Consider the following 25,632-nt stretch of genomic DNA (forward strand, 5'->3'; position numbering starts at 1 on the left):
GATGTTCTCCGGCGAGCGGTCGATGCTCGGTTCAGGTCAAAGATCCAATACCAGGCGGGGCGATTTGGCGCGTGAGCAGCAGGGCGTGAAACGGTCATTGGCAGCGTGTTCAGCAGCCGTCATGAACTGGTCACGGTGATCGCCAATGCCTTCGAGCAGGCCCGTGACACAGGTGCCGCAAACCCCTTGCTCGCACGATGATTCGATGGCGATCCCGGCCTCATCGAGCACCTCGAAAACGGTGCGATCGGCGGGGATGTAAAAAATCTGTCCTGTGCTCGCCAACTGAACTTCGAAAGGCGAATCAGCGCTTGCATCGACAGGTGCGGCGGCGAAGAACTCTCTGTGCACGCGATCTTCGGGCCAGCCAGCGGTCTGCGCGGTGTCGAGGATGAAATTCATGAAACCGGCGGGGCCGCACACGTAAAGGTGAGTCGTGATATCTGGCGCGGCGAGGAGGGCGGTCGCATCGAGTTTCTGTTCGGGCGATCCGCTGTCGTCGTGCAAGTGCACGTGGCTGGCAAAAGGTGCTTGTCGCAGGTATTGGATAAACGCGGCGCGTTCGCTGGATCGAAAGCTGTAATGCAGCTCGAAATCCGCGCCTTGATGATGAAGTTCATGGGCCATTGCCAGCATCGGTGTGATGCCAATGCCGCCGCCAAACAGCAGGTGACGCTTGGCTGAGCCCGCGAGTGGAAATAGGTTGCGTGGTTCGCTGATGCTAAGTGTCTGTCCCTGACGGATGCTGTCGTGCATCGCGGTGGAACCGCCGCGGGAGGCGGGATCCTTCAGCACACTGATTACGTAGCGATGACGCTCTCGGGAGTCATTGCACAGTGAGTATTGCCGGGTGAGGCCGCCGGCAATATGGATGTCGATGTGAGCACCAGCGTTGAACGCTGGTAACGGGCGACCGTCTGCTGCGCACAGCTCGAAACTGCAAATACCCTCGGCTTCGACGACTTTGCGGGTGACGTTGACTTGAGGCATGACTTCTCCCTCCACATTGAAGTGGCTGCTGAAAAACGAACGGCAAAAAGGGGAACGAGCGGGTGACGAATCAGCCGGGCGCGAAGAAGTAGAGGCTGTGGGGAATTATCGGCGCCACGGAAGGGCACGGTTGAGGAGCGTTCATAAGCAAGACCTGTAATTATTTTTTTGAGGTTGTGCTACGGCGTATCATGCGGCGCATTGTCCGCAATGCTTGGCTGAGTGAATCCTCAGATAAATTGGTTGCGGTGTCAACCAAATTGCAAGATCTTCGATCTATGGTGTTTTCTCGATGGCTACCGATACACAACTGAATCTGTCGCGTTATGTACCTGGCCTGGTGACGTTCCTGGCGAACAAACTCGCCACCGGGGCTTCCCAGTGCTATCGCAAACACTTCGGAATCGGCGTGGTTGAATGGCGGATGCTTTCAATGCTGGCGGTTGAATCCGACATCACCGCCAACCGAATCTGCCAGGCCATCGGCCTCGACAAAAGCGCGGTCAGTCGTTCATTGCAAACGCTGGAAGCAGCGGGGCGGATCACCAGTCAACTGGATCCCAAGGACGCGCGGCGTTACACCGTGCGATTGACGGCCAGCGGTAAAGAACTGCATGACCGCGTGCTTAAAGTTGCACTGGAGCGAGAGTCGCGTCTGCTCAGCGGATTGACCCCGGCTGAGGTCGACACGCTGGTTGACTTGCTTGGGCGCCTGCATCTGCAGGTGCCGAATGTGAACAGTTACGACCCGAGTGATGAGTGAGTCAGCGGCCATTAGTCAAATCCGCAGCCCAAGCAACGCCAGCCCGGCTACCCGACCTGCCTGTGTTGCTGCGCTGGCAGGCTGGCGCCATTCTTCGCGGCAAGAATCTCCGCCATCACGCTGACGGCGATTTCCGCAGGCGTCTTGCTGCCGATGTAGAGGCCGATCGGTCCGTGCAGACGCTCAAGTGACGCTTGGGTCTCACCAAAATGTTCGATCAGGCGTTCACGGCGCAGTTGGCTGTTGCGCCGCGAGCCAATGGCACCGATGTAGAACGCCGGGCCGTGAAGCGCTTCGAGCAGGGCCAGATCGTCGAGTTTGGGGTCATGACTCAAGGCGACGATGCAGGTGCGCAGATCGACGGCGAAGTCGCGCACCACGTCATCCGGCATGCCGACAATGCGCTCCACACCATCGACCGCCCACGTCGCGATGTACTCGGGACGCGGATCGCACACCGCCACTTTGAATCCGTTGAACAACGCCATGGTCGCCAGATACTCGGCCAGCGCGCCGGCCCCGATCATCAGCATCCGAAAGCCCGGCCCCAAGGTGTTGAGCATCTGCGCGCCATCGAAGCTGAATTGTTCCGGGGTCGCGGTGGATTCGAGTGTGACTTGACCGGACTCCAACGCCAGACGACGGCGAACGAGTTGCCCGGCGTCCAATTGCGTCAGGAGTTCATCGAGTGACGGCCACGCCGGGTTGAACTCAAGGATCAGTTCCAGCGTGCCACCGCAGGGCAGGCCGAATCGATGTGCCTCATCGGCACTCACGCCATAGCGCACCACTTGCGGTGCGCTGTCGCTAAAAGCACTGCCGCCATGGGCCGTGGTGTAGCGGTGGATCAGATCGTCCTCGATGCAGCCACCGGACACGCTGCCGACCACGCGACCGTCGCTGCGCAAAGCCATCATCGAACCCGTCGGGCGCGGTGAAGAGCCCCAAGTGCGCGCCACCGTGGCGAGCAACACACGCTCACCAGCGGCGAGCCAGTCCCGCGCGGTGCGCAGGACCAGCAAGTCGATGCTTTCCATCAGATTCCCCCTTAGCGCATCTGCAGAATGATCGGGCTGCTGCTGGCCGGATCGGTGTGTTCACGCAATTTGCCCACCGCCTGCGCATCAACAGCACCGCCCTGATTGCCCCAAGTGCTGCGCATGAAGGTCAGCACTTCGGCGATCTGTTGATCCGACAACTGCTCACGGAAGGCCGGCATGCGATAGGCGTCCGGCACACCGGCCGCGACGACACGCTGCGAACCATTGAGGGTGATGTTGATCGCCGAGGCGCTCTCCTTGGCCAGAGCAGAAGTTGCGCCCGCCAGCGGCGGCATCCATTGCGCCTGACCCTTGCCGTCCAGGCTGTGACACGAAGCACAGCGCGTCACGTAGGTATGAGCACCGGGCGTGTCCAGACGTTCCGCTGCCGAAACCGCTTGATACTGCCAAGGCTCGCCATCCCGTTCACGATCCCCGGGAAGCGACTTCAAGTAGTGGGCAATTGCGGTCAGATCGTCATCGCTCATGAACTGCGTGGAGTTGTTGAACGCTTCGGTCATCGAGCCGTAGACCACTGCATGTTTATTGCGCCCGGTCTTGAGGAACTGCACGATCTCCGGCTCGCTCCAGCGGCCCAGCCCGGTGTTGTGATCATCACGCAGGCTCGGCGCGTACCAGCCATCGAGCAAGGCGCCAGCGAGGTACGGTTTACCGGTCTCATCCAGTGCCTTTTCGTTGAACGCCAAACCGCGCGGCGTGTGGCAACTGCCGCAGTGCCCGGCGCCCTGAACGAGGTAAGCGCCACGGTTCCACGTTTCATCCTGCGACAGTTTGGCGACATAAGGCTCGGCGTCGACAAACACCCCGTTCCACAGTGCAATCGGCCAGCGCAGGTTCAGCGGAAACGGAATCGCACTGGGGATGTTCGCCTGCTTCACCGGCGCCACGCCTTTCATGAAGAACGCATACAGCGCACGCACATCATCGTCACTGAGCTTGGCGTAGGACGGGTAGGGCATCGCCGGATACAGACGGCGACTGTCGGGGGCCACGCCGTGGCGCACGGCGCGGTCGAAGTCCGCCAGGCTGTAGTGGCCGATGCCGGTTTCGGTGTCCGGGGTGATATTGGTTGCATGGATCGCGCCCAGCGGCGTGGCCATTTCCAGGCCGCCGGCGAACGGCGCGCCGCCCGGCACGCTGTGACAGGCCACACAATCGCTGAGCCTGGCGACGTATTCGCCACGGGCGACCAGTGCCGGGTCGATATCGGCCACGGCGATCTGATGGTTTTCCATGCGCGAGACAGGCTCGCGGGTGACATACCAGGCCAGCAGGCCTGCCGCGACCAGGCACGGCACCCCCAGCCAGCCAGCGGTTCTTGCGAATCGGCTGTTATTCATGGACGCTCCGGCGCTGATCAGGTGAATGTGTGTCGGCTCATGGGCAGGCTGCGCACCCGCTGACCGGTTAGCGTCGCCACCGCGTTAGCGACGGCAGGCGCGACCGCAGGCAGCGGCGGTTCACCGATGCCGCCCATTTTTTCCCCGCTCTCGACGACTCGCACATGTACCCGCGCCATCCGCGCGGGCGGCAGGATCTGATACAGGTCGTAGTTGCGCGCCCTAGGTTTGCCATCCAGCCACACGGCTTCCTCCACCAGCGTTTGCGACAGTCCCAATGCCACGGCGCCATTGACTTGCGCCTCAACAATCGCCGGGTTGACGATGCTGCCCGGGTCAATCGCCTGCCAGATGTCGTGCACCTTGACCTGGCCGTTCTCCATGGACACCTCGGCGATCACCGCCGTCTCGGTACCGAACGGCGAAGCCATGGCCACGCCGCGTGCACGTTTGCTGCCATCCTCGGCGGTAAACGGGCCGCGCTTCCAGCCGCCCGACAACTCACCCACCGCTTGCAGCAGCGTGGTCAGGCGTTGGTTGTCGCGCAGCAGATGCAGGCGCAGGTCGAACGGGTCTTTGCCGCCCTTGTCGGCCAGTTCATCGAGGAACGATTCATAGAAGAAGTCGTTGAGCGAATTGCCCACCGAACGCCAATAACCGAGCATCGCTGGGCCTTTGGCGTAGATCTGCGCGATGCGCTTGTTGGGGATTGCATAGGATTTGCCCGACAAGCCTTCAAGCGCCGTCGGATCGAGCTTGTCACCTTGCTTGCCAGCGAGGGCTTCGGTCGGTCCTTCGGTGGCGCTGATCGCTTCGATTGCCAGCGGCCAGCCGTCGCTGTCCAGCGCGCCGCGGAAATTCACCGCAGCGACAGGGCGCAGCACGTCACGCAGGAACTCTTCTTCGCGACTCCAGATCAGTTTGACCGGACGGCCAACCGCTTTGGCCAGCTCAATCGCCTGAGGGTAGGGACTGGCCGAGTCGTAAAGAAAATGCCGGCCAAAGAACCCGCCCAGCAGCGGCGAATGCAAGGTGATGCGCGACGGATCCAGGCCCGTGCGTTTGGCGATGTCGGCACGGTACATGTCCGGCGCCTGATTCGGCAGCCAGACTTCCAGCGAACCGTCCGGATTGAATCGGGCCAGCGCCGAAGGCGGCTCCAGTTGGCCGTGGTTCAGGTATTGATTGTGGTAAGTGGCGTCGATCCGGGTTTTGGTTTCCTTGAGGATCGCTGCCACGTCGCCTTCATGTTCATCATCTTTGGCGGGGCCTTTGTCTTCAGCGAGGCGCTTGAACCAGGCATCGCTGGAAAAGTCAGCGGGCATCGGCCGGACTTTGCTGTCGGCGGTGGGTTCTTGCCAGTCGACCTGGATCGCCTCGACGGCACGTTTGGCGTGCCACCAGCGCTCGGCGACCACTGCTACGGCGCCCGGCAGACGGTGCACGGAATGCACGCCTTTCATTGCCTTGACCTGGTCTTCGTTGCGCAGGTTGCCGACCGTCATGCCCAGGCGCGGGGCATGTTGCACGGCAGCGTGGAGCATGTCGTCGACCTTCAGATCGATGCTGTACAGCGCTTTGCCTGTGGACTTGTCGTAGGCATCGAGGCGCTTCACCGGTTTGCCGATCCAGCGGAACTGGCTCGGATCACGCAGTTGCACCGAAGCCGGATCAGGAACCGGCAGATCCATCGCGCGCTCGGCCAGTTCACCGTAGGCCAGCGAGCGGCCCGACTTGGCATGCACGACTTTGCCAGGCTCGGTGCTCAACTCGCTCACCGGCACGCCGAGTTGCTGCGCGCCCGCCTGCAATAACATGGCGCGGGCGAGGGCGCCGAGGCGGCGCATGACCGGGTAACTCATGCGCACCGACATGCTGCCGCCGGTGATGCGCATGCCGTTTTCCAGGACCACATAGGCTTCGCCGGGCGGCGCCGCTTCGACCAGAAAGGTCGCGGGGTCGGCATCCAGTTCTTCACCGACAATCTGCGCCATCGCGGTGAACGTGCCTTGTCCGCCCTCCATGAACGGGCAGAGCAGACGCACGCGATTGTCCGGGCGGATCTCGAGAAACGCCGGGACCTGCGTGCCGCGCTCGGCCGTCGCTGCCGCCACGGCAGCCTGCACGCGTGTCGCTCCCAGCGGCAGGCCGAAGCCGAGAACCAGTGCGCCGACGGCGGTTCCGGTCAGGAAACGTCTGCGCGAAACGTTGATCGGTTCGTGCAGATCCAGGGCTGCGGCTTGCAGTGCAGGGTCGATTCGAACGTTCATCAGGCGTCTCCCTTGCCGGCCAGCTCATGCACCGCGGCATGAATGGCGTTGTACGTTCCGCAGCGGCACAGATTGACCATCGCCGCCTCGATTTGCGCGTCACTGGGCTTGGGGTTTTGCTTGAGCAGCGCGGTGGCGGCCATCACCTGCCCGGACTGGCAGTAACCGCACTGGGCGACCTGCAGATCGACCCAGGTCGAGACCACGCGTTTGCCCACGTCATCGCTTTCAATCGCTTCAATGGTGGTGACCTCGCGGCCGACCACACCGGCCACCGGCGTGACGCACGAACGCACCACATTGCCGTCCACCAGCACCGAGCAGGCGCCGCATTGCGCCAGTCCGCAGCCGTACTTGGTGCCGGTCATGCCCAGATCATCGCGGATTACCCAGAGCAAGGGCGTGTCGGCGTCGGCATCGACCTGATAGGTCTTCTGGTTGATTCGTAGTTCCATGGTTCACCCGCTTGATCATCGGTTGACGTGCATTGTTATGTGCGGTGCCACGCGGCGAGGCGCGTCACCGGTTTTCGTTTAATTCGCTATGGTGCCAAGCGCTTCTGCCTCGAATGGCTGCCCGCGCAACAGGGCAATGTCACGACTCGGCGCGGTGCCGAACAAGCGGCCATATTCGCGGCTGAACTGCGAGGGACTTTCGTAGCCGACAGCAAACGCCGCCCGCGAAACGTCGAGGCGCTCGACCAGCATCAGCCGCCGCGCTTCGTTCAGCCGCAGCCACTTCTGGTACTGCAGCGGGCTCATGCCGGTGAGCTGACGGAAATGCAGGTGAAAGGTCGGCGCACTCATCTGCACCCGCGCGGCCAGATCGTCGATGCGCAGGGCATCGGTGTAGTTGACTTTGAGCCAGTCAATGGCCTTGGCGATGCGGTAACCCTGACCATCGACAGCAGTGATCTGCCGCAGCCGCGCACCTTGATCGGTATGCAGCAACCGGTAGTGGATTTCGCGCAGAATCAGCGGCGCCAGCACCGGGATCGCCTCGGGTTCATCGAGCAATGCCAGCAGGCGATCCAGCGCGTCCTCCAGCGTCGACGACAGGCTGCCAATCGCGGCGCCGCTGCCCGTCGATGGCTGCCGCTTGGCCGGCAAACCGCTCTTGGTGATGACCTCGGCAAGCATGCTGACATCCAGTTTCAGTACGAGACCGACACAGGGCTGTTCGGGACTGGCTAGCATCACTTCGGAATTGGCGGGCAGATCGAGGGAGGTGACCAGAAACCGCGAAGGGTCATAGCTGTAACCCTCACCACCTACCCATAAACGCTTTTCGCCGCGACCGACGAGAATCAGGCTGGGTTCGATCATGCACACGGCGGGCGGCGCCGGCTGGTCGCGGCGAAACAGCGACAGTCCGGGTATGGCCGTGGCGAAGTCACCCGGTTCGCTCACGCGCGGGTCAATGTTCAACGCCAACGGTGATTCCTGGCGCAGTTGGGTATCGATCATGTCGGAGCACTCCTGTTGATCGAACTCTAATCCGCGCGAGAGACCTTTCCTATCCATGACCCTGCATCCTCAGAGGATCAGGCAAGCATTCAAGAGGAATGCACTAGGGAAGGGCCGGATTGACCGGGAGAATGTGTCTATCTGTTACAGGGGCAGCGCCCGCAAAGGCGAAAAATGGCCTGAGCCCCTGCGCATCACACCCTCAAGTTTTCGCAACACAGGTAGTTCCCATGACGATTCCTTCTACAGATCCTTCTCAAAGAACAAGCGGCTGGAGCGCCGTGCTGGCCATGTCGCTGGCTGCCTTCGCCCTGGTCGCTTCAGAATTCATGCCGGTCAGCCTGCTGACGCCCATTGCCGCAGATCTGCACATCACCGAAGGCCAGGCGGGGCAGGGTATTTCCGTGTCCGGTGCCTTTGCGCTAATCACCAGCCTGTTGATTGCCTCTGTCGCCGCTCGCGTTGAACGGAAGAAATTATTGCTGGGCCTGACCTTGCTGATGATCGTCTCCGGCACGGTTGTCGCGCTCGCCCCGGGCTACCCGTCATTCATGGTCGGGCGTGCGCTGATCGGCATCGCGATCGGTGGTTTCTGGTCATTATCGGCGGCGACCGCCATGCGCCTGGTGCCGAGTGATCAAGTCCCCCGAGCGCTGGCCATGGTCAACGGCGGTAACGCGCTGGCGACGGTCATCGCCGCACCGGCGGGTGCGTTTCTCGGATCGTTGATTGGCTGGCGCGGTGCCTTCTTCTGCGTGGTGCCGGTGGCAGCGCTCGCAGCCGTGTGGTTGATGATCAGCCTGCCGTCCTTCAAGGCCGATCGTAAGGCGGGGAGCGGCAACGGCTTGCGGCTTATGAAGCAGTTGCCCGTCGCGTTGGGCATGATCGCCGTGAGCGTTTTTTTCATGGGCCAGTTCATGCTGTTCACCTATTTGCGCCCGTTTCTCGAGGGCGTGACTGGCGTCAGCGTTTCAACATTGTCGTTCATGCTGCTGGGACTGGGACTTGCCGGTTTTATCGGTACCTTTCTGATCGAAAGGTTTATGGGCAACGGCCTGTACCGCACATTGACAGTCATCCCTCTGATCATGGCCGCCATCGCGCTGGCGCTAGTGAACTTCGGCGAATCACCGCTGCTGACTGCCGTACTGCTTGGACTGTGGGGATTGGTCGCCACTGCCGCTCCGGTCGGATGGTGGACGTGGTTGGCGCAGACGCTGCCGGACGATGCCGAAGCCGGGGGAGGGATGCTGGTGGCCATTGTCCAACTGGCAATCGCCGGCGGCGCAATTATCGGCGGTCTGGCATTTGATCTGAGCGGTTATAAAGCCGCATTCGAGCTCAGTGCAGCCGTGTTGATCGCCGCGTCCGCCCTCGCTTGGCTGGCTGGGCGTAATGCCACTGAAATCCATCTGGCTGGTTCAAACGCAGCTGCCTGAAAAAACCAGACAGGCCCAACGCGAGTTACCGACATGAGCATCGTTCAGCACGGAAGATGACAGGCAAAATATCGGCTGGTGAAAACCTTGAGGTGGGTCGCGCTGACATGTTTGCTTCATTATCGATATTGCCACTTGATAAATCGGTAACGTTATAGAAGGGCGGTTCGGCAAGAATAGTCATTCAACTATGGGGCACTGAGCGGTGTCTTCGTGCCCAATAAGGAACCGCAAAAAATGTTCCGCATCCGCGCGACTCGCAAACATTAATGTAAAGGAGCCGAGCGTCAATAAGCAGCAAGGGGGAGATTCGATGTCTTCAAACACGACTTTCACAGACGTCCTCCAGTCAAGCCCTCATCATGTAGTCGCAGGAGATGGCGGCTTGACCCGTTTGCCATCCTGAAACACTCGATCTTTACCGTCAGCCTTGGCTTTGTACATATTGATATCCGCGCACTTAAGCACTGCTGACATATCCGATGTGGCTGAGAATTGCGCGATCCCGGCACTGCAAGTGTATTTATGAGGAGGCATTACACTATTACGAATACCTGCCAATAAGCGCAATGCGTATTCATGGGCAACGGCGTTATCGCTGCCCAACAATAAGACACCGAACTCCTCCCCACCAATCCGCCCGACACTGTGGCTGCCCGGAGTAGATTTTAGGCAAGCGGCCATGGCGCATAAAATCTTATCACCCACATCGTGACCATACTGATCATTTTTCTGTTTGAAACTGTCAATATCCAACATGATGAAATAACCGCTGTGACCTCCTGTCAATGCATTCCTGAACGTCTCCATAAAGGCACGCCGATTAAGTATCGAAGTAAGAAAGTCCGTCTCCGCCAACATTCTAAATTCACTCTCCACCAATAGCACCGATCGCATGTTTCTTAAATATGTAAAGCTCAGCGTAAAGCCGATGGACACTGAAGCAATGCAAAAAATTGCCAGATAAACTTCTAGCTCGCGATACAGGCTGACGTCAAGATTGGGCCACATCAATGCCCAAACAAGTATTGCGGATAGAAAATAATCTTGAGCCGTAACAAATAGAATAGGGTTGCTTAATACGATAATTACAGCAAGCGGAAGCGTGAAGACGCGCAACTCGATATTCTGCGCAATGACATGCGCAAAACCCAGCGATAACAACAAGATATAGACGCTGCCAAGTATTCTCCATATCCAGAATACAGCGACAACACGATGAACATGCCAGACCAGCAACAACGATAACGTGACGAGAATGTTCGGCAGGTTCAGTGTAACCATGGGGGCAATCAGTAAAACTCCTATCCAGGCAACAAACCCCGCCATTTCTATTTTGGTGACTGCGGGGGACAGCAGTGCCCGCATTCTTGGTCTGATCTTGAAATTCTTCGGCATTCTAAAACTCCTTTTTTCAAACGACTTGGATTTCATTGCAAGAGCAAAGCGAACCTTCATCCTGACGTCGATGTCTCGAATGCTGGAGATCATTTTTTATAAAAAATAACATATGCGACAAGCGCGTCGCCTACTGCCCATCCATCTGAAAACACTGCGCTGCACCAAGAATTCAGTCGAGGTCGCTGGTGACCCTGCCAATTGCTTGCACTACTTGCTTGGCGCCGAGCTGGATGGCAGACATGGCCATGCCTGCCTGCTCGGACAATTCCAGCAAAATGTCGGCCTGGTCTCTGCTGCACTGGACGCGTAATGCCGCTTGGCTCGCCAATTCGCGATTCTGCCGCACTACGCCAGTGATCTCTTGCGTGGCTGCACTGGTGCGGCCCGCAAGTTTGCGCACTTCATCGGCCACTACCGCGAAACCTCGCCCGTGTACTCCGGCGCGTGCCGCTTCGATTGCGGCGTTAAGCGCTAAAAGATTGGTCTGGGTGGCGATGGCGCCAATGGTGTCGACGATTGAACCGATTAATTGCGACTGCGATTCCAGCGCAGTCATGCTGTCGGTAACCGAGGCCATCTGTTGTGCGATAGTTTGCGTACCGAGCACGGAATCGGCGACCAGATCCATACCCCTGTTAGCTTTCACATCCGTATCCAGCGACACGTCGTAAGCCATATTGGCTGCTTGCCTGACTACTTCGGCTTTCTCGACCTGCTCGGTCACCACGCTGGCAAATTTGGCTATTTTATAAACCCGGCCAGAAGCATCTTTGATGGGATTATAAGTCGCCTCCAACCACACTACTTTTCCACTTTTATCAACCCGGCGAAAGCGCCCGGCGTTAAACACACCCTTTTTTAGACTCTGCCAGAACTCGGAGTAATGCGCCGAAGCCACATCCTCTGCCAAACAGAAAATACGGTGATGACGGCCTTCTATCTCCGCGAGGCTATAACCCATGGCTTGGATGAAAGACTCGTTTGCATAAATGACTTCACCCGCAAGGTTGAATTGAATCATTGCCATTGAACGATTCAGCGCACTGAACATTTCGATGGCCTCCTGTTCATCCTGCGCCAGGGATGGGGCGACGATGCCGTAGCCTTGGAAAGTTCGGTTTGCTGCGGTGATCCAACCGACGTTGAGTGTCACTGTACGGCCGTCGGAGGTGCGATACCGTTGCCGTTCGATGGCGCAGAGGTTCGGCGTGAAACTTTTATCCGGCTTATCAGTAAGGTCGCTCACTGCCATCTCAGATAGCCTTTCCAACGAATACCCGAACACCTCGGCAAACCGCTGGTTGGTCGAGATGATTCGCCCTGCTGAGTCGACACGTATTGACAGGAAAACTGCCTCGATGCCGGCGAGTGTACTCAGCAATGCCGCCAGTTCTTCCTGACAGTCAAAAAAAGCTTTTTTGATTCGATTATTAAACACACTGACCTCCGGGATGAGCAAGCGCAAAACAGGACAATGTTTTCAGAGTCAAAGACGCCTTTGAGAGGATTGCTTAATAATGATCCACTCTCTAACCTGTCGGATTAAAACTGTAGATATCGACAGGCTTACTAGTAACCTCGCGTTCAGCAATACCTAACTCCATAGCAATCCGAGCAATCGCAAAATATATTGACATCGCTCGCCTGATCAGATCGATAAATGCCGGGCTTAATTCGATGAAGCGTTTGTCGCATTTGAAGTAACCCTGTAACTGTCCTTCTTTGATCATGCGTTGCATATGCGTTTTGGAGACTCCCAGACGCGACGAAATTTCGAGATATGACGAGACTTTATAACCGGTTTCCAGCGAGCCATTACGCAATGCATCGGTATAAAGAGCGAGCATCGGCAAGTGGCCGCCATCCCGATTGAGAATCCATTTTGCTTCAGGTAAAACTTTATCGAGCAAGAATCCTGATTCGAGTATTCTGGCAAACCCACGAGCATAAAACCGTAATAAATCCGCAGATCTGCCTAACTCTGACAAGCAGAAATCGGACAGAGAGATCATCTGCGACGGCAGTAAATAGGACTTGAGCAGCAGAGTGGCCGCGCATAAGGTTTTGTCCGTGGGTTGAAAATTACGCAGGCGTCCATCCTGAACGTGTAGCTGGACATTCATATATCCGCTCACGACCAAAAAGGAGAAATAGGAATCCAGACTGTTGCGAGACATATAACCGCGCGCTTGGCAAAACGCTTTCACTGCAGATAAAGGAACTTGATCATCGCTGTAGTTAAAGCTCAATAAAGAAAGAGCCACCATAAACCTGTCGTACTTAAGAAGGTTTTTGTAGAAAAAAGGCCTTTCCCGATAGCTTTCCATTATCAAGTCGAAATGTAGAATAATAGCTTCGTCTATATTGCCTTGGGTCATTTCGGAACTGGTCTCTTTTAAATACTCAAGCAGATCAGTTGTGTTCATCGAAAATCTCAATTTAAAATCAAATAGTTACTACTCACAATGCACGTAGTATATGCAAATTCAGACCGCTGGCTGAATCACCCCAAAAATGTTTTATAGCCCTGACTGGACGAAAGCAGCCTTCTGCGGATGGCAGCTTTTGGGCCGACTGCGTCCGGTCACGACTGACTGGATTATGGGGATTGGTCGCCACTGCCACTCCGGTCGGACGGTGGACGTCGTTGGCGCAAACGCTACCGGACGATGCCGAAGCAGGAGGAGTAAAGGTGAAACGCGCATGTCTGGCCGCAATGAAGGTGACGGCCGCATTCACTGTCACCTTCATTCGTCAGCGAGGCAGGGGGGAATCCTCTGCTAGTCGGCCTTTTTTTCGGCGTTGAAGCCGTCGAAGTTTTCGAACACGCCCATGAAGCCCGGAACAGTCGCCTCACGCGCCCAGTCGCGCTGTAGCTCGCAGTACATCTGCACGCGGCTGATCAGTTTGGCGCCCGCCTGCTCCATACGGCGCAATGCTGCTTCGTGCGCGGGAAGGGAGGTTCCGCCGACCGCATCGACCGGTATATAGACCTCAAAACCTTCCTGAATCGCGTCGAGTACCGGGAAGGCCAGACAGGCTTCGGTCCACAACGCTGTCATGATCAGTTTGCGCCGCCCCAAGGCTTTAACCGCCTGCTTGAATTCGCTGTCTTCCCAGCTATTGATTGAGGTGCGATCGTAGGTCGGCAAGTGGCCGAGCACGTCTTGCAGTTGCTGAATAGGTGGCTTGTTGCGACCGGTGCCGACGTTGACGGTCGAGTGGATGATCGGCAGATTGAAGTTAACCGCCGCTTTAGCGACGCTTGTGATGTTGAACACCAGTTCCTCGCGCGGCATCGAGCGGATGGAGGACACCTGAATCGGCTGGTAGTCGATGATGATGAAAACCGAGTTATCGGGCGTCAGAAGTTGGTCGGTGTGGGGGTTACGAATCGTTTCGCTCGTCATTGCTTGATCCTCGTTATGAATGTGATCCACGCATCTGCGAACGTCATATTGCTGTTCCCCAAATCGCACCGGTAGTAGCATTGCCCGACTAGCTGTGTCGCAATAAGAGGAACGCTACGTTGGATATCGAAGATCTACTGACATTTGTCGAGGTTGCTGATGCCGGAGGCGTTTCGTCTGCTGCGCTTCGACTTGGAGTAGCCAAATCGATCGTCAGTCGCAGGCTCGTGCGTCTGGAGAAGGAGCTCGGCGTGCAGTTGCTGACACGCTCCACCCGTGGCGCGACGTTGACAGAAGCCGGGGCTACATTCCGCGACCATGCCGCCAAGGCGTGTGCCGAGATTGATTCAGCGCGGGAAGCCATTCTGCCCACCGGCCCCCTCCGTGGGCGTCTGCGTGTGGCCGCGCCGCTGTCTTTCGGACCGACGCATTTTGCCCCGGTGGTAGCAGAGATGGCGCGCCGACACCCACAACTGAACATTCAGACGTGCTATAGCGATCGCTTTGTCGATCTGATTGCCGAGGGATATGACTGCGGGATACGGGTCGGCTACCTGCATGACTCCAACCTCATCGGCAGACGCGTCGGCCCGATCGGAGTCCGGCTGGTCGCGAGCCCAGGCTACATCGAGACCTATGGCTCACCGCAACGGCCAGAGGAACTGGCCTACCATCAGGCCGTGATGCAAGGCACCGAGGCCTGGCAATTCATGGATGGCGCGAAGGTTATTTCGGTTCGCCCCCAGGGACGATTCAAGGCAGACAACGGCGTAGCACTGGTTGCCGCCGCCGTAGCAGGCCTGGGGCTTGCTTACCTGCCCGATTGCCTCACTCATGACAGCCTCGCCTCGGGGGCACTGGTGCCGATCATGACGAGTTATCCGCCTCCGCCCGCGGGAGCGTATCTGGTTCGCCCTCCAGGTCAGCATCCTGCGCGGAAGATCAGAGTCCTCACCGAACTCCTGATTGAGTACTTCGGGAAGTCTCCACACTTTGCAGGGGCCGCTTCCACCGTCTCACCCGAGTCGGCCCCATGATCGCTTCTGGCCGATAGCTGTCCCGTCATCAGTGGTAGCTCTCTGACAATGCTGGATATCAGAATCGGGCTAGCATGAGCCAGAGGGCTGTAACCGTCCGGCGACTCACCCAAGCAGTGAGTAATCAACCAGATTTAGTGGCACTCGACTTCCCTAATTCATTTCTCTGGCAGGCTTCAGCTACACGGCGCCTCATGGTTCGTCGTCCCAATAATCAAGCGTAGCGCCGGGCCGCTGCACGGCGGTGAACGCGCGCGCGCCATTGATTGTGACCATCGCCTGATATTTGCCGGAGTCAGGGTATTGGCAGACTTCGGGGGTTTCTCGGGTGCTAATGGACAGGTACTTCAGCGGCGCATCCGAAGTGTTGATGATCTGATGCGGATACTCGGGGCCGGCCGGAATGAAAATGACGTCGCCGCTTCGGATCGGCAACATTTCACCCGCCACGCGCAGGGTGCCAAACCCTTCCAGAATGACGAACATCTCTTCCTGAGCATAATGAAAGTGGTAGGGGCAAGAACGCTTGCCTGGCGCGACGATGTCCACCGACGCACCGAGTTTCTGCGCGACGGTGTCAGTGCCGAGGCGCGCACCATGGCTCTCATAACGCGGGTCGCGGCGCTCGTATTGCAGCGGTACGTCATTGAAATTTCTAATCATGCGCGCAGTTAAAGCACAGCCGTCATTGCTCATTAGTCACTCCCGAAAGTATCCGCACGGGCATCCCGCCTCGCGTAGCTAATCGAGTTGCCATTTATACGGCAACCGCTCTTCAATCTCACATGCTCGATGCGTAAGCGTAAACCTGAGTCATGATGCATGACTCAGGTCGATATCTGGTTGCCGCCCAGGTGGATGCCCATCTGAATCTTGAGCACCGGCTACACAAAAGGTCTGACAGCCATCAGGTTCCTGCCAAAGTTCATGATCCATATTCGAGGTTTTGTTTTTTTACCGCGACCTCAAGGCTGCTTGCGGAAGAACAAGGTGATCTGGCCGACCTCCACACCGAATTTGCTCATGAACGAGCGATTTATCAGGGTGTTCTTGTCCATCAGGTACATCCAGTCGTCCAGATGAACCTGGTACACCTCGCCATCCAACGGAAGGTTCAGCACATATTTCCAGCGCAGTGCGTTGCCTGCCACTTCGCCAAGCGCCTCGCCCACCACGTCGCCAGCGGTTCCGCGCCATTGGCCAGGGCCAGCAGGGGTTAGCGTCCACACGCGTTTTTGTGTAGTGCCGTCGCTGTAGGTAAACGATTCGTCGAGGATCAGTCTGCGGCCTTCGGAGTGGCCATTGATCACCACATGAAAACGCTTCGTGACCTCGCCTGAGCGCTTTTGAAACATACCCCACGCTTCGACCCGGCCCTCGAAGAATTCGCGCAACTCAAACTTGGGCGTCTCCTGGCTGTAAGTCTGCACATCCACCTGGCTGCAACTCGCTAGGCCAATGCATAGCAGCAGTATCCATTTCTTGAGCATGCGCGTTTCCTCGACGGTCTCGGGGCTTAAGCAGCCCAGTGGACTAGGGCTTGGTCGGATCTGCCGGACGCCAGATCAGTTTGCTGGTGTCATACCCTTGTTGCTGAGCAATCTTTAGCAGCTGTTCGCGGTTGACGTCGTTGATTCCAGAGGCGCGTGAAAGCACCCACAGATATTCCCGGTTCGGATGGCCGACCAGTGCGAACTGGTAAGCGGGATCGTGGTAAAGCACCCAATACTCGCCTTTGGTTATTCCCGGCGCGATGCGACTAAACCAGTTATCAAACTGCACCCAGAGCTTGTCTGTCTTGCCTGGCTGCTGAGATTCGGCGATTCCGCGTACCTCTTTCCATTCGCCATCCTGTTCCCTGCAACGATTGGTGACGTCAATGCGGCCATCATCACGCAGACCGTAATGCGCTTCTGACTGCTGGCAATTGCGCTGGAAGAACATAGGCAACCTGGCCTGCTCATACCAGGTGCCCTGGTATTTCTGCAGGTCGACTTGCATGGTGGTGGGAGGGGGCTCCTGGCCCGAGCCTGCGCACCCAGCGAGTGCCGCACTCAGACAGGAAAGCAGAACGATCTTGCGTATCGACATAAAAGACCTCCAGGTTGTCAGGAGAAACGCACATGTCATTGGAGGTACGTGAGCGTGGAAAAGTGCTATCGATTTGCAGTCGATACGATGGCCCGTTCATGCAGGCTACCATCCGCTTTCAACGACCGCTTACCGGGCCATGACCGTCCATAACTGCTCAACCTTCGTCGTGTAGCTCTGACTCATCAACTCCCGGCGCATAGCCCAATCCGGCGCCGCCGGCACGCTGGCCAGCCGAAGAACTCCCTTTCCCCAACGGCCATTGATTTCATCCAGCACGGTCATCACCTTGTCCGCCGTAACAGGCTGGGAATGCGCAAACAGGTCATCCGTGAATTCACCAGGCTGGCGCAAATCCATCAGCAGAACCTCTGCCTTGCTGTACTTGAAGCCTGGTCGGAAGAGGCGATTGACTGCTTCGGTCGACGCTTTGGTCATGAGTCGAACGTCGTTGGTCGGGTAGGGCAGTTCGACGAGTGCGCCGTTCGCGTACTTCGCTTCTTCGGGATTGAACATGCCTGTCCTGATACTCACGCGGATCTTCTTGCACAGCGAGTTCTGCGCTCTGAGCTTTTCCGCCGCGCGCTGGGTGTAGGTGGCGACGGCCTCCTTGATCGGCTCGATCTGCGTCAAACGGGTGCCGAACATCCGGCTACAGCAAATCTCTTGCTTGGGTGGGTCAGCTTCACCCAGTTCCAGACACGAGGTGCCGGCAAGTTCGCGAGCAGTCTTCTCGATCACCACGCTGAATTTCTGGCGAAGCATCCACGGATCGGCTTTCGCCAAGTCCATGGCGGTCTTGATGCCCATCGTTTCCAGGTGGGCCTTCATACGCTTGCCGATGCCCCAGACCTCGCCGACATCGGTGTTGCGCAGCGTCCAGTCGCGTTTGAACGGGTCGCACAGATCGACCACGCCGCCGGTGATATCCAGCAGCCTTTTGGCCGTGTGATTGGCGAGCTTGGCCAAGGTTTTGGTGCGGGCAATGCCCACCCCGACTGGAACCCCCGTGCGCTTGAAAAGAGTGGAACGCATATGCCGCCCAAAAGCACATAGATCGCCGGGCAGGCCAGTGAGATCGGCAAACGCTTCATCGATGCTGTAGACCTCGAGCGCTGGCACCATCGATTCGATGATCGTCATCACGCGTTCGCTCATGTCGCCGTACAGCGCGTAATTACTGCTGAAGGCCACGACGCCATGCCGGCGTAGATGGTCTTTGATCTGGAAGTACGGCTGGCCCATTTTCACGAAAGGCTTGGCGTCGTAGCTGCGCGCAATCACACAGCCGTCGTTATTGGACAGCACCACGATAGGTGTCTTTGCCAGGTCGGGTCTGAACACTCGCTCGCAGCTCGCGTAGAAGCTGTTGCAGTCAATCAGGGCAAAGACTGGCTCAGGTGTTGTCATGATCGCGCACGCTGTATTTCACCACACCCCAAATCACCAGATCATCGCCCTCCATCACATGCCTTGCCGGATATTTTGAATTCTCTGACAACAGCATCACGGCGTTCTCGCGCAGAAGCAGACGCTTGCAGAAGGGCTCGGAATTGAGTGCGGCGATGACGATATCGCCGCTGACCGCATCGATGCTCCGATCAACCACCACCAGATCCCCTGAATAGATGCCGGCACCCTGCATGCTGTCTCCATCAATTCTCACCAGGTACACGTGCGGCGCGCGGATATCGAACAGCTCATCGAGGGAAATGTGTTTTTCGATGTGATCAGCCGCAGGGGAGGGGAAGCCCGCCGGCACCCTGGATGAATAGAAGGGAAGCTTCCTGCCGCCAGACGCGAGAGGGCCGAGGATGGTGATGCTCATGATGCAAGCCTTTTCGAGGTTAACTGTACATGCATACAGTTAACGATTTGGTTCGCTTGCGGTCAATCTCTTAGGTACGACAATTCGACGGGTGACACCATGTGCGGACGCTACTCGATCTACGAATCGATGGATCACTACCTCAAGGAGCTTGCGCCAAAGCAGGTGGTGATCAATGGCTATGACCTTTGGCCCGTCGAGCGGTACAACGTCGCGCCGTCGACGCGGGTGGAAATCATCCGGCCAGTGGGAGAGGGCTTGAGTGTCGATAAGGTCAAATGGGGATGGGCGCCGTTCTGGGCGAAGGGAAAGCGTCCTGACCCGATAAACGCGCGGGTCGAGACCGTCATCACCGGGAAATTCTTCAATCAGCTCTGGCCCAATGGTCGCGTACTCGCGCCGGCGAACGGCTGGTTTGAATGGGTCAAAGACCCTGATGATGCAAAGAAAAAGCAGCCCTATTTCATCACGCTGAAAGAACAGATTCCGATGTTCTTTGCGGGTTTGGCTGAAGTGCACCAAGGCCTGGAACCGGATGAACGCGACGGTTTCGTCATCATCACCGCCGCGAGTGACCAAGGCATGGTCGATATCCATGATCGCAAGCCCTTGGTCCTGGCACCTGAGCACGCCCGCGAATGGGTAGATCCCGACACCTCACCGGAAAGAGCTCGCGAACTGGCAATGCAGCATTGCAGGCCTGCTACGGATTTTCATTGGTACAAGGTCGGCAAGGAGGTGGGTAACGTGCGTAATCAGGGCGCGCATTTAATTCAGCCCTGGTCACTGGCTGAAGACGTCGATGACTGATTTCAACTGCATTCTGAGCTGGCGTATCGGCCGCTACACGCCAGCGAACTGTTCCTGGGCCCGGAAGTCTACCGGTAACGGCTTAAAGGTAAGGTAAAGAGCAATGGATAAAACAATCACCGTCGATCAACTGGCTACCACCGACCTGAGATCAATCAACGAGATATGGCTCGGCGAGACTCATACCCAGCTATGCCTTTGGCGTGGCGAACAAGTCTTCACCCACGAGATGATGAGCGAGGGCACCCACGATCAGAATGTCCGACGCCTGTGCTTGCAGTTGATCGACCCTGACGATCAAGCCGCTGTTGTCAGCATTGAGTTGATCGTGCGCGAACAGCTAAAAAGGATAGGGAAGGAGGGCGAGTTTTATCCGGCTGAGGAGGCGGATACTCATCAATAATAAAAGAGGCATGGCCCATTCACTTGGAATTAACGCGGGGCTGATTGTCACTTGGAAAGAGATATTAATATCGGCTGGCCGGGTGTAAGGCCTCAGGCGCCACTCCTTGTAAATGCGCCTCGTGATTTATGGTGTAACCTCTAAATATTACTCACATCGAGAATTTCCATGTCCAAACTTGCCGAATTCCGCCAGCTCGAAAAACACCTTGCAGAACAGCTCCAAGCGCTTGAAGCCCTCAAGGGCGATGCTGGTCTCAAGAAAGAAATTGAGTTCGAGACCAAACTGCGTGATTTGCTCGCAAAATACGGCTATAGCCTGAAGGACGTGGTCAACCTTCTTGATCCGCAAACCGGTCGTCGCGCTCCAGCCGCCGAGTCCCAAACCGGTACTCGCAAGCCTCGCCAGTTGAAGGTCTACAAAAATCCGCACACCGGCGAAGTCGTTGAAACCAAGGGCGGCAACCACAAGACGTTGAAAGACTGGAAAGCTCAACACGGCTCCGCGACCGTTGAGTCTTGGCTGGCCAAATGAGTTTGGTTTGAATACAAAAGGGCCCTTAGAGGGCCCTTTTTTTGTAAGAGGAAAGAGTATCTCTTGGCTGCGGACCGTGATCAAAAAAATGCAACTAATGACAAGGAAGCAGTCTATCGGTCATCGAAGTGGGTCGCACCGCTGGAGTTAATCCAGGAGGCGTTTGTGAGGGTGTTACGCATCAAAAGGGTTTCTTCCAACGTCACTCAATTGCTGTTTAGAAGGACGTGAACAAGTAGCTTGCGATCAAGCGTGTCTCGTCAATATCTCTGGCGGCGTCACTTCGATAGGTTGCGTTCCGTAGTCGCACAGAAAACCCCTTCAACGACCCCTGGAAGGCGTAGTTTACGTCCACATCACGCTCCCACTCTTTCTCGGCACCGACCGTCTTCAGACCATCCCCCCGGATATACGCAGTGAAAAAGCTCAAACCCGGAATACCCATGGCTGCGAAGTCGTAACCATACCGTAGCTGCCAGCTACGTTCGCCCGCGCTTCCGAAGTCGTGGTATTGAACGTAGTTGGGTAGGTAGGGGTTATTGATGTAAGGAAAACCCGTAGCACCGCCCATGACTTGGTAGGTCGCCATGACGCTATGCCCATTGTCCAAGACGTAGCCGAGCGCGGCAGCGTAGGCGCGGTTATCAACCTCTCCTGCTTTGGCTGCGCCGACGTCACGACTTGAGAAGGTGCGCAGATCAGTGGTCAACATGCCTTTGCCGATACGCGTGTTGTGTATCAATCCAGCGAACTGCTGACGGTATACGTCATCAAGCTCGCCATAGAAGTACGTTGCACTCAACTGTGACGTGAGCTTGTATGTCCCACCGCCATATCGGTAGTTGTCGCCGACGCCCGTTGCACGATAGCGACCGTCCTTCACTGCCAGGGAGACGTCCTGAAGGTCGGTAGAGTCCGGTGTAATCGTCTTGTCGAATTGAGCCAGGTTCAGGGTCAGGCGATCCACGTCGGTAGAGTTGATCTGCCATCCTTGGAACGTCTGAGGAAGCAGTCGGCTGTTGTTGTACTGAAGCACTGGAACCTTTGGCAATGACATACCATAGCGCAGTGATGTCTGAGATATCCTGAGTTTGGCGCCATATCCCGCTTTTGAGTATTCATCAGCGGCCTCTCCGGAAGCCCGCTTTGGAAGCAGGCCACTTCCAGAACGATCTGGGCTCGAATCCAGTTTGTAACCTGAAAACACCAGCGCGTCGGCCCCGAAGCCGATGATTCCCGGTGTGTATCCCGACTCGTAGTTGAGCAAAAAGCTTTGGGCCCATTCTTCCCTTTTGGATACGCCTGTCCCTTGGCGGAAATCTCCGTTGTAATAGAAGTTTCGGGCTTCCAGACGAATTTTACTGTCCGTTATAAACCCATCGGCCATGGACATGTCGATGGACATAAACACTAACGCGAGCAGAGCAATATATGAGGCGCGGTTCATTTTTATTATTTTCCTGACGCAGGAAGCCGCTGTTCGGTACAACACCGAACAGAGACTTTTTAGACATATTGTGATGGGTAGAGCTGGGGAGTTACTGCTTGGTGCCAAGTTCCATGGCGAGCTTGTCGCGATCCAGCTCTTTTTCCCACGCGGACACGACTAGCGCGGCGACACCGTTGCCCACTAGGTTAGTCATGGCAAGTCCGGTACCCATGAAGCGGTGGATGCCTAGAATCAGTACCATGCCAGCCACAGGTACAAGCGGCACCACCATTAAGGTGCTGGTCAACATGACAAAGGCTGCACCGGACACGCCGCTGGCGCCTTTAGAAGTGAGCATGGCCACGATGACTAATGTGAGTTGCTGCGAAAGTGACAGATCGATGTTTAGGGCTTGAGCGATGAATAGCACCGACATGGTCAGATAGATGTTGGTACCGTCGAGGTTGAAGGAATAGCCCGTGGGAATTACCAGCCCGACGACGGGTTTTGAGCAGCCCAGTCGTTCCATTTTCTCCATGATCTGAGGCAGTACCACTTCCGACGAACTGGTACCTAGTACGACCAATAACTCCTCTTTGATGTAAGAGATAAAGCGCAGGATGCTGAATCCGCAAATTTTTGCGACTCCACCCAGCACCACAATCACGAACAACGCGCACAGCATGTAGAAGCTGCCTACCAGTTTCATGAGAGGGAGGAGGGCGCCTACACCGTAAGTACCGACGGTGAAAGCGATGGCGCCGAATGCACCGATGGCGGAGAGCTTGGCGATGATGTGCACGATGCGAAAGAACACGCCGGACAGACCTTCAATCATGTCGTAAACCGGTTTGCCTTTTTCTCCCATGGCTGACAGGGCACACCCGAAGAGCACGGAGACCAGCAATATGCAAAGCACGTTACCTTCGGCAAAGGCCTGCACAAACGTCGAGGGAATGATGCCCATCAGAAATTCGACCATGTGCATGTGCTGAGCTTTCTCAGCGAATCCGGTGACCGCCGACGCGTCCAGCGTATTGACGTCAATGTTGAAGCCCGCACCTGGATTGAACAGGTGACCGCCGATAAGACCAATCAGCAGAGAAACGGTCGAAATGACTTCGAAGTAGAGCAGCGCTTTCCCACCGACTCGCCCCACCTTTTTCAGATCGCGCATCCCTGCGATGCCAGTGACGACGGTGCAAAAAACCACGGGCCCGATGATCATCTTGATCAGCTTGATGAAGGCATCGCCCAGCGGTTTGAGATCGGCGGCAAAGGTGGGCCAGAAGTGGCCGACGGCGACGCCTGCGATAATTCCCAGGAGCACTTGAAAGTACATTGCGCGATAGAAAGGTGGCTTGGTCTTCACCTTGATGGGAATGGATACTTCGACCTGAGCAGGTGCAGGACTGGTGTTCATAGCGGTCACTCACTGAAAGTCTTATTTTTGGAGGCGCAGCAAAGGTTGTAGCGGCTAGCGTCCGTAAAGCTTCATCGGGTTGTCGATCAGCAGTTTTCGACGCAGCAGAGGATCGGTACAGAAGTCGAACATCAGATCAACCAGCTCGCCGTCGTTGGGCATGTCTTTACTGATGTTCGGATGCGGCCAATCAGTGCCCCAGAGGACGCGATCTGGAGCAATCTCAATCAGTCTCTTTGCGAAAGGAGCGGCATCATTGAATGGTCGGCGGCCCGCTGATACTCGCTCTGCGCCACAAACCTTGACCCACGCCAGCGGGTTTTCCATCAATTGCTGTAACGCAAGGAAGGACTGCTGCTCAATGCCATCCTGAGCTTTAACCCTACCCATGTGATCAATGATGAAAGGTACGGGGATACGGCTCAGTCTGTCCGCATAGGTAAGGATGTCTTGTGCATCAAGGTGCAGGACGACATGCCATCCAAAATCAGCAAGTCGATCCACAGTGCTGTCAAAGACGTCCAGGTCAGGCGCACCACCCAGATGTGCAACGAAGTTGAATCGCACGCCGCGAACGCCGCCAGCATCCATTTCGGCAAGTTGCTCGTCGGTTTCACTACCATCAACGATTGCTACGCCTCGATACCGACCTTCACTTCGCGCGATAGCATCCAGCATTGCGTGATTATCACTACCGTGGCAGCTGGCTTGAACAATCACACCTCGAGTGAACCCCAAGTGGTCGTGCAATGACCGCAAAGTTTCAAAGGGAGCGTCAGGTGGTGTGTAGCTACGATCTTCGGCATAAGGAAATTCAGCCGCAGGGCCGAATACATGGCAGTGAGCATCCCAAGCACCCTCAGGAAGTATCTGCGTGGGTTTTGTAGGATTAGAGTCAGGTGCGAGGCAGGTTTTCATCTCGTGTCCTTTAGTCATTGTTAGTGGAAGCGATAGCCCCGATGTTGGCCGTCTCTACGCACTACAACAACCGGATGCAGGCTCTAGCAGTTATGCACATTTTGCATGCATATCTTCAGCCTATGCAGATCTCGCGAACCAATAGCATTGTCTGTTCTGCCAGACGAGACAGCGGACGCTGCTCATATGTGGCTATAAATAGGTGTGTTTGAATCGATGGGTCAACGATTTGGGCAGCTTTCAAACCTTCCATTTTTCCGTCGGAATTTGCCAAAGCCGAGCGAAAAAGTACGCCGTATCCCATGTCTAGATTGATGAGTTCCAGCAGGGACGGGATGCTATCGATCTCCAGACAAACGTTCAGATGCACGTCATGCCGAGACGCTTCACTTTCGATGAGACGGCGTATGGAGTGAGGTTCGCTAGGAGTGATCAAGGGGTAGTGCCCCAAGTCTTTCATGGCTACCTGGGAGGAGAGATTAGAGTGCTGGCTACCGATGAGCATCAGCGGCTCTGAGTGGATGTGCTCATATTGTAGTTGTGCGCTGTGACCGGGATTGAAGAGCAAAGCAAAATCCAGGCGACCCAGCAGCAACCACTCACGCATCGAATGGGTGAGACCTTCCTTGATCCCTAATATGCAGTTGGGAAAACGCTCGCGAAAGGTAGAGACCAGAGCCACGGTGTGACGTCGGGAAATACTAGGGGGGAGCCCGATGACGACTTTGCCAGACAATGTATCGCGTTGTTCGCGCAGGTCTTCACGAGCCACTTGCACCTGTCGCAAGATGCCTTTGCCATGATCGAACAAGCGTTGCCCGGAAGTGGTCAGCAAGACCCCCCGGCCATTTCGCAGTAGCAGATGCTCCTGCAGTTCGACCTCAAGCTGCCTGACTTGGCGGCTGACGACCGATTGAGAAATGTTCAGTACAGCGGCAGCTTTGGTGAAGCTTCCGAACTCGGCCACCCTGACGAAACATTCGAGCTGTTTTAGATCCATGAGTGCGACTCTGGGAAAA

At 56.6% G+C, this 25,632-nt stretch carries 24 protein-coding genes and 2 pseudogenes; 6 read left to right on the forward strand and 20 right to left on the reverse strand.

The window, feature by feature from the left end:
- Window positions 1-36: 36 nt before the first annotated feature.
- Window positions 37-990 (reverse strand): PDR/VanB family oxidoreductase, encoded by a 954-nt coding sequence (locus ACQ4OE_RS03435; protein ID WP_430945686.1) that lies wholly within the window; start codon window positions 988-990, stop codon window positions 37-39.
- A 292-nt stretch (window positions 991-1,282) separates the two neighbouring features.
- Here ACQ4OE_RS03435 and ACQ4OE_RS03440 point away from each other — a divergent pair, with 292 nt between their 5' ends.
- Entirely contained in the window at window positions 1,283-1,753 is a 471-nt protein-coding gene (locus ACQ4OE_RS03440) for a MarR family winged helix-turn-helix transcriptional regulator (protein WP_008077486.1), read from the forward strand.
- A gap of 47 nt (window positions 1,754-1,800) precedes the next feature.
- Here ACQ4OE_RS03440 and ACQ4OE_RS03445 read toward each other — a convergent pair whose 3' ends face one another.
- The 5 genes from ACQ4OE_RS03445 to ACQ4OE_RS03465 all read right to left on the reverse strand — a co-directional run bounded on the left by ACQ4OE_RS03445 (window position 1,801) and on the right by ACQ4OE_RS03465 (window position 7,890).
- Window positions 1,801-2,790, reverse strand: a complete 990-nt coding sequence (locus ACQ4OE_RS03445; protein ID WP_430945687.1) for an XdhC family protein — start codon at window positions 2,788-2,790, stop codon at window positions 1,801-1,803.
- Window positions 2,791-2,801: 11 nt separating this feature from the next.
- Window positions 2,802-4,154: a c-type cytochrome gene (locus tag ACQ4OE_RS03450; protein WP_430945688.1), complete on the reverse strand. Its 1,353-nt coding sequence runs from the start codon at window positions 4,152-4,154 to the stop codon at window positions 2,802-2,804.
- A 17-nt stretch (window positions 4,155-4,171) separates the two neighbouring features.
- The gene (locus ACQ4OE_RS03455) at window positions 4,172-6,424 is read right to left on the reverse strand and encodes a molybdopterin cofactor-binding domain-containing protein (protein WP_430945689.1); all 2,253 of its coding nucleotides are present in this window, start codon (window positions 6,422-6,424) and stop codon (window positions 4,172-4,174) included.
- Complete coding sequence (locus tag ACQ4OE_RS03460; protein WP_039772180.1) at window positions 6,424-6,879, reverse strand: (2Fe-2S)-binding protein; 456 nt, start codon at window positions 6,877-6,879, stop codon at window positions 6,424-6,426. The genes ACQ4OE_RS03455 and ACQ4OE_RS03460 overlap by 1 nt, the downstream gene beginning before the upstream one ends.
- A 78-nt stretch (window positions 6,880-6,957) precedes the next feature.
- On the reverse strand, window positions 6,958-7,890 hold the full coding sequence (locus tag ACQ4OE_RS03465) for an AraC family transcriptional regulator N-terminal domain-containing protein (protein ID WP_430945690.1): 933 nt from the start codon (window positions 7,888-7,890) through the stop codon (window positions 6,958-6,960).
- A gap of 230 nt (window positions 7,891-8,120) precedes the next feature.
- On the opposite strand from ACQ4OE_RS03465, the gene ACQ4OE_RS03470 reads away from it, so the two are divergent.
- On the forward strand, window positions 8,121-9,329 hold the full coding sequence (locus tag ACQ4OE_RS03470) for an MFS transporter (RefSeq protein WP_430945691.1): 1,209 nt from the start codon (window positions 8,121-8,123) through the stop codon (window positions 9,327-9,329).
- Between the two features lie 360 nt (window positions 9,330-9,689).
- Here the strand turns inward: ACQ4OE_RS03470 and ACQ4OE_RS03475 are convergent, their stop codons facing one another.
- The 5 genes and pseudogenes from ACQ4OE_RS03475 to ACQ4OE_RS03495 form a co-directional block, all read right to left on the reverse strand.
- The gene (locus tag ACQ4OE_RS03475; protein ID WP_430945692.1) at window positions 9,690-10,727 is read right to left on the reverse strand and encodes a GGDEF domain-containing protein; all 1,038 of its coding nucleotides are present in this window, start codon (window positions 10,725-10,727) and stop codon (window positions 9,690-9,692) included.
- 172 nt (window positions 10,728-10,899) lie between these two features.
- Window positions 10,900-11,265 (reverse strand): annotated as a pseudogene (locus ACQ4OE_RS03480) (methyl-accepting chemotaxis protein); the annotation flags it as partial.
- A gap of 180 nt (window positions 11,266-11,445) precedes the next feature.
- A pseudogene (locus tag ACQ4OE_RS03485) lies at window positions 11,446-12,168 on the reverse strand (PAS domain S-box protein); the annotation flags it as partial.
- Between the two features lie 91 nt (window positions 12,169-12,259).
- Window positions 12,260-13,156 carry a hypothetical protein gene (locus ACQ4OE_RS03490; RefSeq protein ID WP_430945693.1) on the reverse strand — a complete coding sequence of 299 codons (897 nt, stop codon included), beginning with the start codon at window positions 13,154-13,156 and terminating at the stop codon, window positions 12,260-12,262.
- A 354-nt stretch (window positions 13,157-13,510) separates the two neighbouring features.
- Window positions 13,511-14,140, reverse strand: coding sequence for a hydrolase (locus tag ACQ4OE_RS03495; protein WP_430945694.1), 630 nt, complete (start codon window positions 14,138-14,140; stop codon window positions 13,511-13,513).
- Between the two features lie 119 nt (window positions 14,141-14,259).
- Here ACQ4OE_RS03495 and ACQ4OE_RS03500 point away from each other — a divergent pair, with 119 nt between their 5' ends.
- A complete protein-coding gene (locus ACQ4OE_RS03500) occupies window positions 14,260-15,177 on the forward strand; it encodes a LysR family transcriptional regulator (protein WP_430945695.1) in 918 nt (305 codons plus the stop codon).
- Between the two features lie 192 nt (window positions 15,178-15,369).
- Here ACQ4OE_RS03500 and ACQ4OE_RS03505 read toward each other — a convergent pair whose 3' ends face one another.
- From ACQ4OE_RS03505 to ACQ4OE_RS03525, 5 genes are all read right to left on the reverse strand, one after another.
- Entirely contained in the window at window positions 15,370-15,873 is a 504-nt protein-coding gene (locus ACQ4OE_RS03505) for a cupin domain-containing protein (protein WP_430945696.1), read from the reverse strand.
- 269 nt (window positions 15,874-16,142) lie between these two features.
- The gene (locus ACQ4OE_RS03510; protein WP_430945697.1) at window positions 16,143-16,667 is read right to left on the reverse strand and encodes a DUF3833 domain-containing protein; all 525 of its coding nucleotides are present in this window, start codon (window positions 16,665-16,667) and stop codon (window positions 16,143-16,145) included.
- Between the two features lie 43 nt (window positions 16,668-16,710).
- Window positions 16,711-17,268 (reverse strand): lipocalin family protein, encoded by a 558-nt coding sequence (locus ACQ4OE_RS03515; protein ID WP_430945698.1) that lies wholly within the window; start codon window positions 17,266-17,268, stop codon window positions 16,711-16,713.
- A 129-nt stretch (window positions 17,269-17,397) separates the two neighbouring features.
- Window positions 17,398-18,678 carry a translesion error-prone DNA polymerase V subunit UmuC gene (umuC, locus tag ACQ4OE_RS03520; RefSeq protein WP_430945699.1) on the reverse strand — a complete coding sequence of 427 codons (1,281 nt, stop codon included), beginning with the start codon at window positions 18,676-18,678 and terminating at the stop codon, window positions 17,398-17,400.
- A complete protein-coding gene (locus tag ACQ4OE_RS03525) occupies window positions 18,665-19,096 on the reverse strand; it encodes a LexA family protein (protein WP_430945700.1) in 432 nt (143 codons plus the stop codon). Before ACQ4OE_RS03525 ends, umuC begins: the two co-directional genes overlap by 14 nt.
- A gap of 99 nt (window positions 19,097-19,195) precedes the next feature.
- Between ACQ4OE_RS03525 and ACQ4OE_RS03530 the strand changes: the two genes are divergently transcribed.
- From ACQ4OE_RS03530 to ACQ4OE_RS03540, 3 genes are all read left to right on the forward strand, one after another.
- The gene (locus tag ACQ4OE_RS03530) at window positions 19,196-19,906 is read left to right on the forward strand and encodes an SOS response-associated peptidase family protein (RefSeq protein ID WP_430945701.1); all 711 of its coding nucleotides are present in this window, start codon (window positions 19,196-19,198) and stop codon (window positions 19,904-19,906) included.
- Window positions 19,907-20,009: 103 nt separating this feature from the next.
- Window positions 20,010-20,309, forward strand: a complete 300-nt coding sequence (locus tag ACQ4OE_RS03535; protein WP_430945702.1) for a hypothetical protein — start codon at window positions 20,010-20,012, stop codon at window positions 20,307-20,309.
- A gap of 168 nt (window positions 20,310-20,477) precedes the next feature.
- Window positions 20,478-20,843, forward strand: coding sequence for a histone-like nucleoid-structuring protein, MvaT/MvaU family (locus ACQ4OE_RS03540; protein WP_430945703.1), 366 nt, complete (start codon window positions 20,478-20,480; stop codon window positions 20,841-20,843).
- Between the two features lie 217 nt (window positions 20,844-21,060).
- Here ACQ4OE_RS03540 and ACQ4OE_RS03545 read toward each other — a convergent pair whose 3' ends face one another.
- The 4 genes from ACQ4OE_RS03545 to ACQ4OE_RS03560 all read right to left on the reverse strand — a co-directional run bounded on the left by ACQ4OE_RS03545 (window position 21,061) and on the right by ACQ4OE_RS03560 (window position 25,613).
- Entirely contained in the window at window positions 21,061-22,290 is a 1,230-nt protein-coding gene (locus ACQ4OE_RS03545) for an OprD family porin (RefSeq protein ID WP_430945704.1), read from the reverse strand.
- Window positions 22,291-22,381: 91 nt separating this feature from the next.
- On the reverse strand, window positions 22,382-23,695 hold the full coding sequence (locus tag ACQ4OE_RS03550; protein WP_430945705.1) for a dicarboxylate/amino acid:cation symporter: 1,314 nt from the start codon (window positions 23,693-23,695) through the stop codon (window positions 22,382-22,384).
- Window positions 23,696-23,749: 54 nt separating this feature from the next.
- The gene (locus tag ACQ4OE_RS03555; protein WP_430945706.1) at window positions 23,750-24,613 is read right to left on the reverse strand and encodes an amidohydrolase family protein; all 864 of its coding nucleotides are present in this window, start codon (window positions 24,611-24,613) and stop codon (window positions 23,750-23,752) included.
- Window positions 24,614-24,728: 115 nt separating this feature from the next.
- Window positions 24,729-25,613, reverse strand: a complete 885-nt coding sequence (locus ACQ4OE_RS03560; RefSeq protein ID WP_122722112.1) for a LysR family transcriptional regulator — start codon at window positions 25,611-25,613, stop codon at window positions 24,729-24,731.
- Between the last annotated feature and the right edge of the window lie 19 nt (window positions 25,614-25,632).

It is taken from the genome of Pseudomonas sp. WC2 (assembly GCF_050586545.1).
GTDB lineage: Bacteria > Pseudomonadota > Gammaproteobacteria > Pseudomonadales > Pseudomonadaceae > Aquipseudomonas.

Bases quoted from the DNA above. Each gene is read 5' to 3' on its own strand.
- ACQ4OE_RS03435 (WP_430945686.1), bottom strand. From the start codon at position 990: ATGCCTCAAGTCAACGTCACCCGCAAAGTCGTCGAAGCCGAGGGTATT.
- ACQ4OE_RS03440 (WP_008077486.1), top strand. From the start codon at position 1,283: ATGGCTACCGATACACAACTGAATCTGTCGCGTTATGTACCTGGCCTG.
- ACQ4OE_RS03445 (WP_430945687.1), bottom strand. From the start codon at position 2,790: ATGGAAAGCATCGACTTGCTGGTCCTGCGCACCGCGCGGGACTGGCTC.
- ACQ4OE_RS03450 (WP_430945688.1), bottom strand. From the start codon at position 4,154: ATGAATAACAGCCGATTCGCAAGAACCGCTGGCTGGCTGGGGGTGCCG.
- ACQ4OE_RS03455 (WP_430945689.1), bottom strand. From the start codon at position 6,424: ATGAACGTTCGAATCGACCCTGCACTGCAAGCCGCAGCCCTGGATCTG.
- ACQ4OE_RS03460 (WP_039772180.1), bottom strand. From the start codon at position 6,879: ATGGAACTACGAATCAACCAGAAGACCTATCAGGTCGATGCCGACGCC.
- ACQ4OE_RS03465 (WP_430945690.1), bottom strand. From the start codon at position 7,890: ATGATCGATACCCAACTGCGCCAGGAATCACCGTTGGCGTTGAACATT.
- ACQ4OE_RS03470 (WP_430945691.1), top strand. From the start codon at position 8,121: ATGACGATTCCTTCTACAGATCCTTCTCAAAGAACAAGCGGCTGGAGC.
- ACQ4OE_RS03475 (WP_430945692.1), bottom strand. From the start codon at position 10,727: ATGCCGAAGAATTTCAAGATCAGACCAAGAATGCGGGCACTGCTGTCC.
- ACQ4OE_RS03490 (WP_430945693.1), bottom strand. From the start codon at position 13,156: ATGAACACAACTGATCTGCTTGAGTATTTAAAAGAGACCAGTTCCGAA.
- ACQ4OE_RS03495 (WP_430945694.1), bottom strand. From the start codon at position 14,140: ATGACGAGCGAAACGATTCGTAACCCCCACACCGACCAACTTCTGACG.
- ACQ4OE_RS03505 (WP_430945696.1), bottom strand. From the start codon at position 15,873: ATGAGCAATGACGGCTGTGCTTTAACTGCGCGCATGATTAGAAATTTC.
- ACQ4OE_RS03510 (WP_430945697.1), bottom strand. From the start codon at position 16,667: ATGCTCAAGAAATGGATACTGCTGCTATGCATTGGCCTAGCGAGTTGC.
- ACQ4OE_RS03515 (WP_430945698.1), bottom strand. From the start codon at position 17,268: ATGTCGATACGCAAGATCGTTCTGCTTTCCTGTCTGAGTGCGGCACTC.
- umuC (WP_430945699.1), bottom strand. From the start codon at position 18,678: ATGACAACACCTGAGCCAGTCTTTGCCCTGATTGACTGCAACAGCTTC.
- ACQ4OE_RS03525 (WP_430945700.1), bottom strand. From the start codon at position 19,096: ATGAGCATCACCATCCTCGGCCCTCTCGCGTCTGGCGGCAGGAAGCTT.
- ACQ4OE_RS03530 (WP_430945701.1), top strand. From the start codon at position 19,196: ATGTGCGGACGCTACTCGATCTACGAATCGATGGATCACTACCTCAAG.
- ACQ4OE_RS03535 (WP_430945702.1), top strand. From the start codon at position 20,010: ATGGATAAAACAATCACCGTCGATCAACTGGCTACCACCGACCTGAGA.
- ACQ4OE_RS03540 (WP_430945703.1), top strand. From the start codon at position 20,478: ATGTCCAAACTTGCCGAATTCCGCCAGCTCGAAAAACACCTTGCAGAA.
- ACQ4OE_RS03545 (WP_430945704.1), bottom strand. From the start codon at position 22,290: ATGAACCGCGCCTCATATATTGCTCTGCTCGCGTTAGTGTTTATGTCC.
- ACQ4OE_RS03550 (WP_430945705.1), bottom strand. From the start codon at position 23,695: ATGAACACCAGTCCTGCACCTGCTCAGGTCGAAGTATCCATTCCCATC.
- ACQ4OE_RS03555 (WP_430945706.1), bottom strand. From the start codon at position 24,613: ATGAAAACCTGCCTCGCACCTGACTCTAATCCTACAAAACCCACGCAG.
- ACQ4OE_RS03560 (WP_122722112.1), bottom strand. From the start codon at position 25,613: ATGGATCTAAAACAGCTCGAATGTTTCGTCAGGGTGGCCGAGTTCGGA.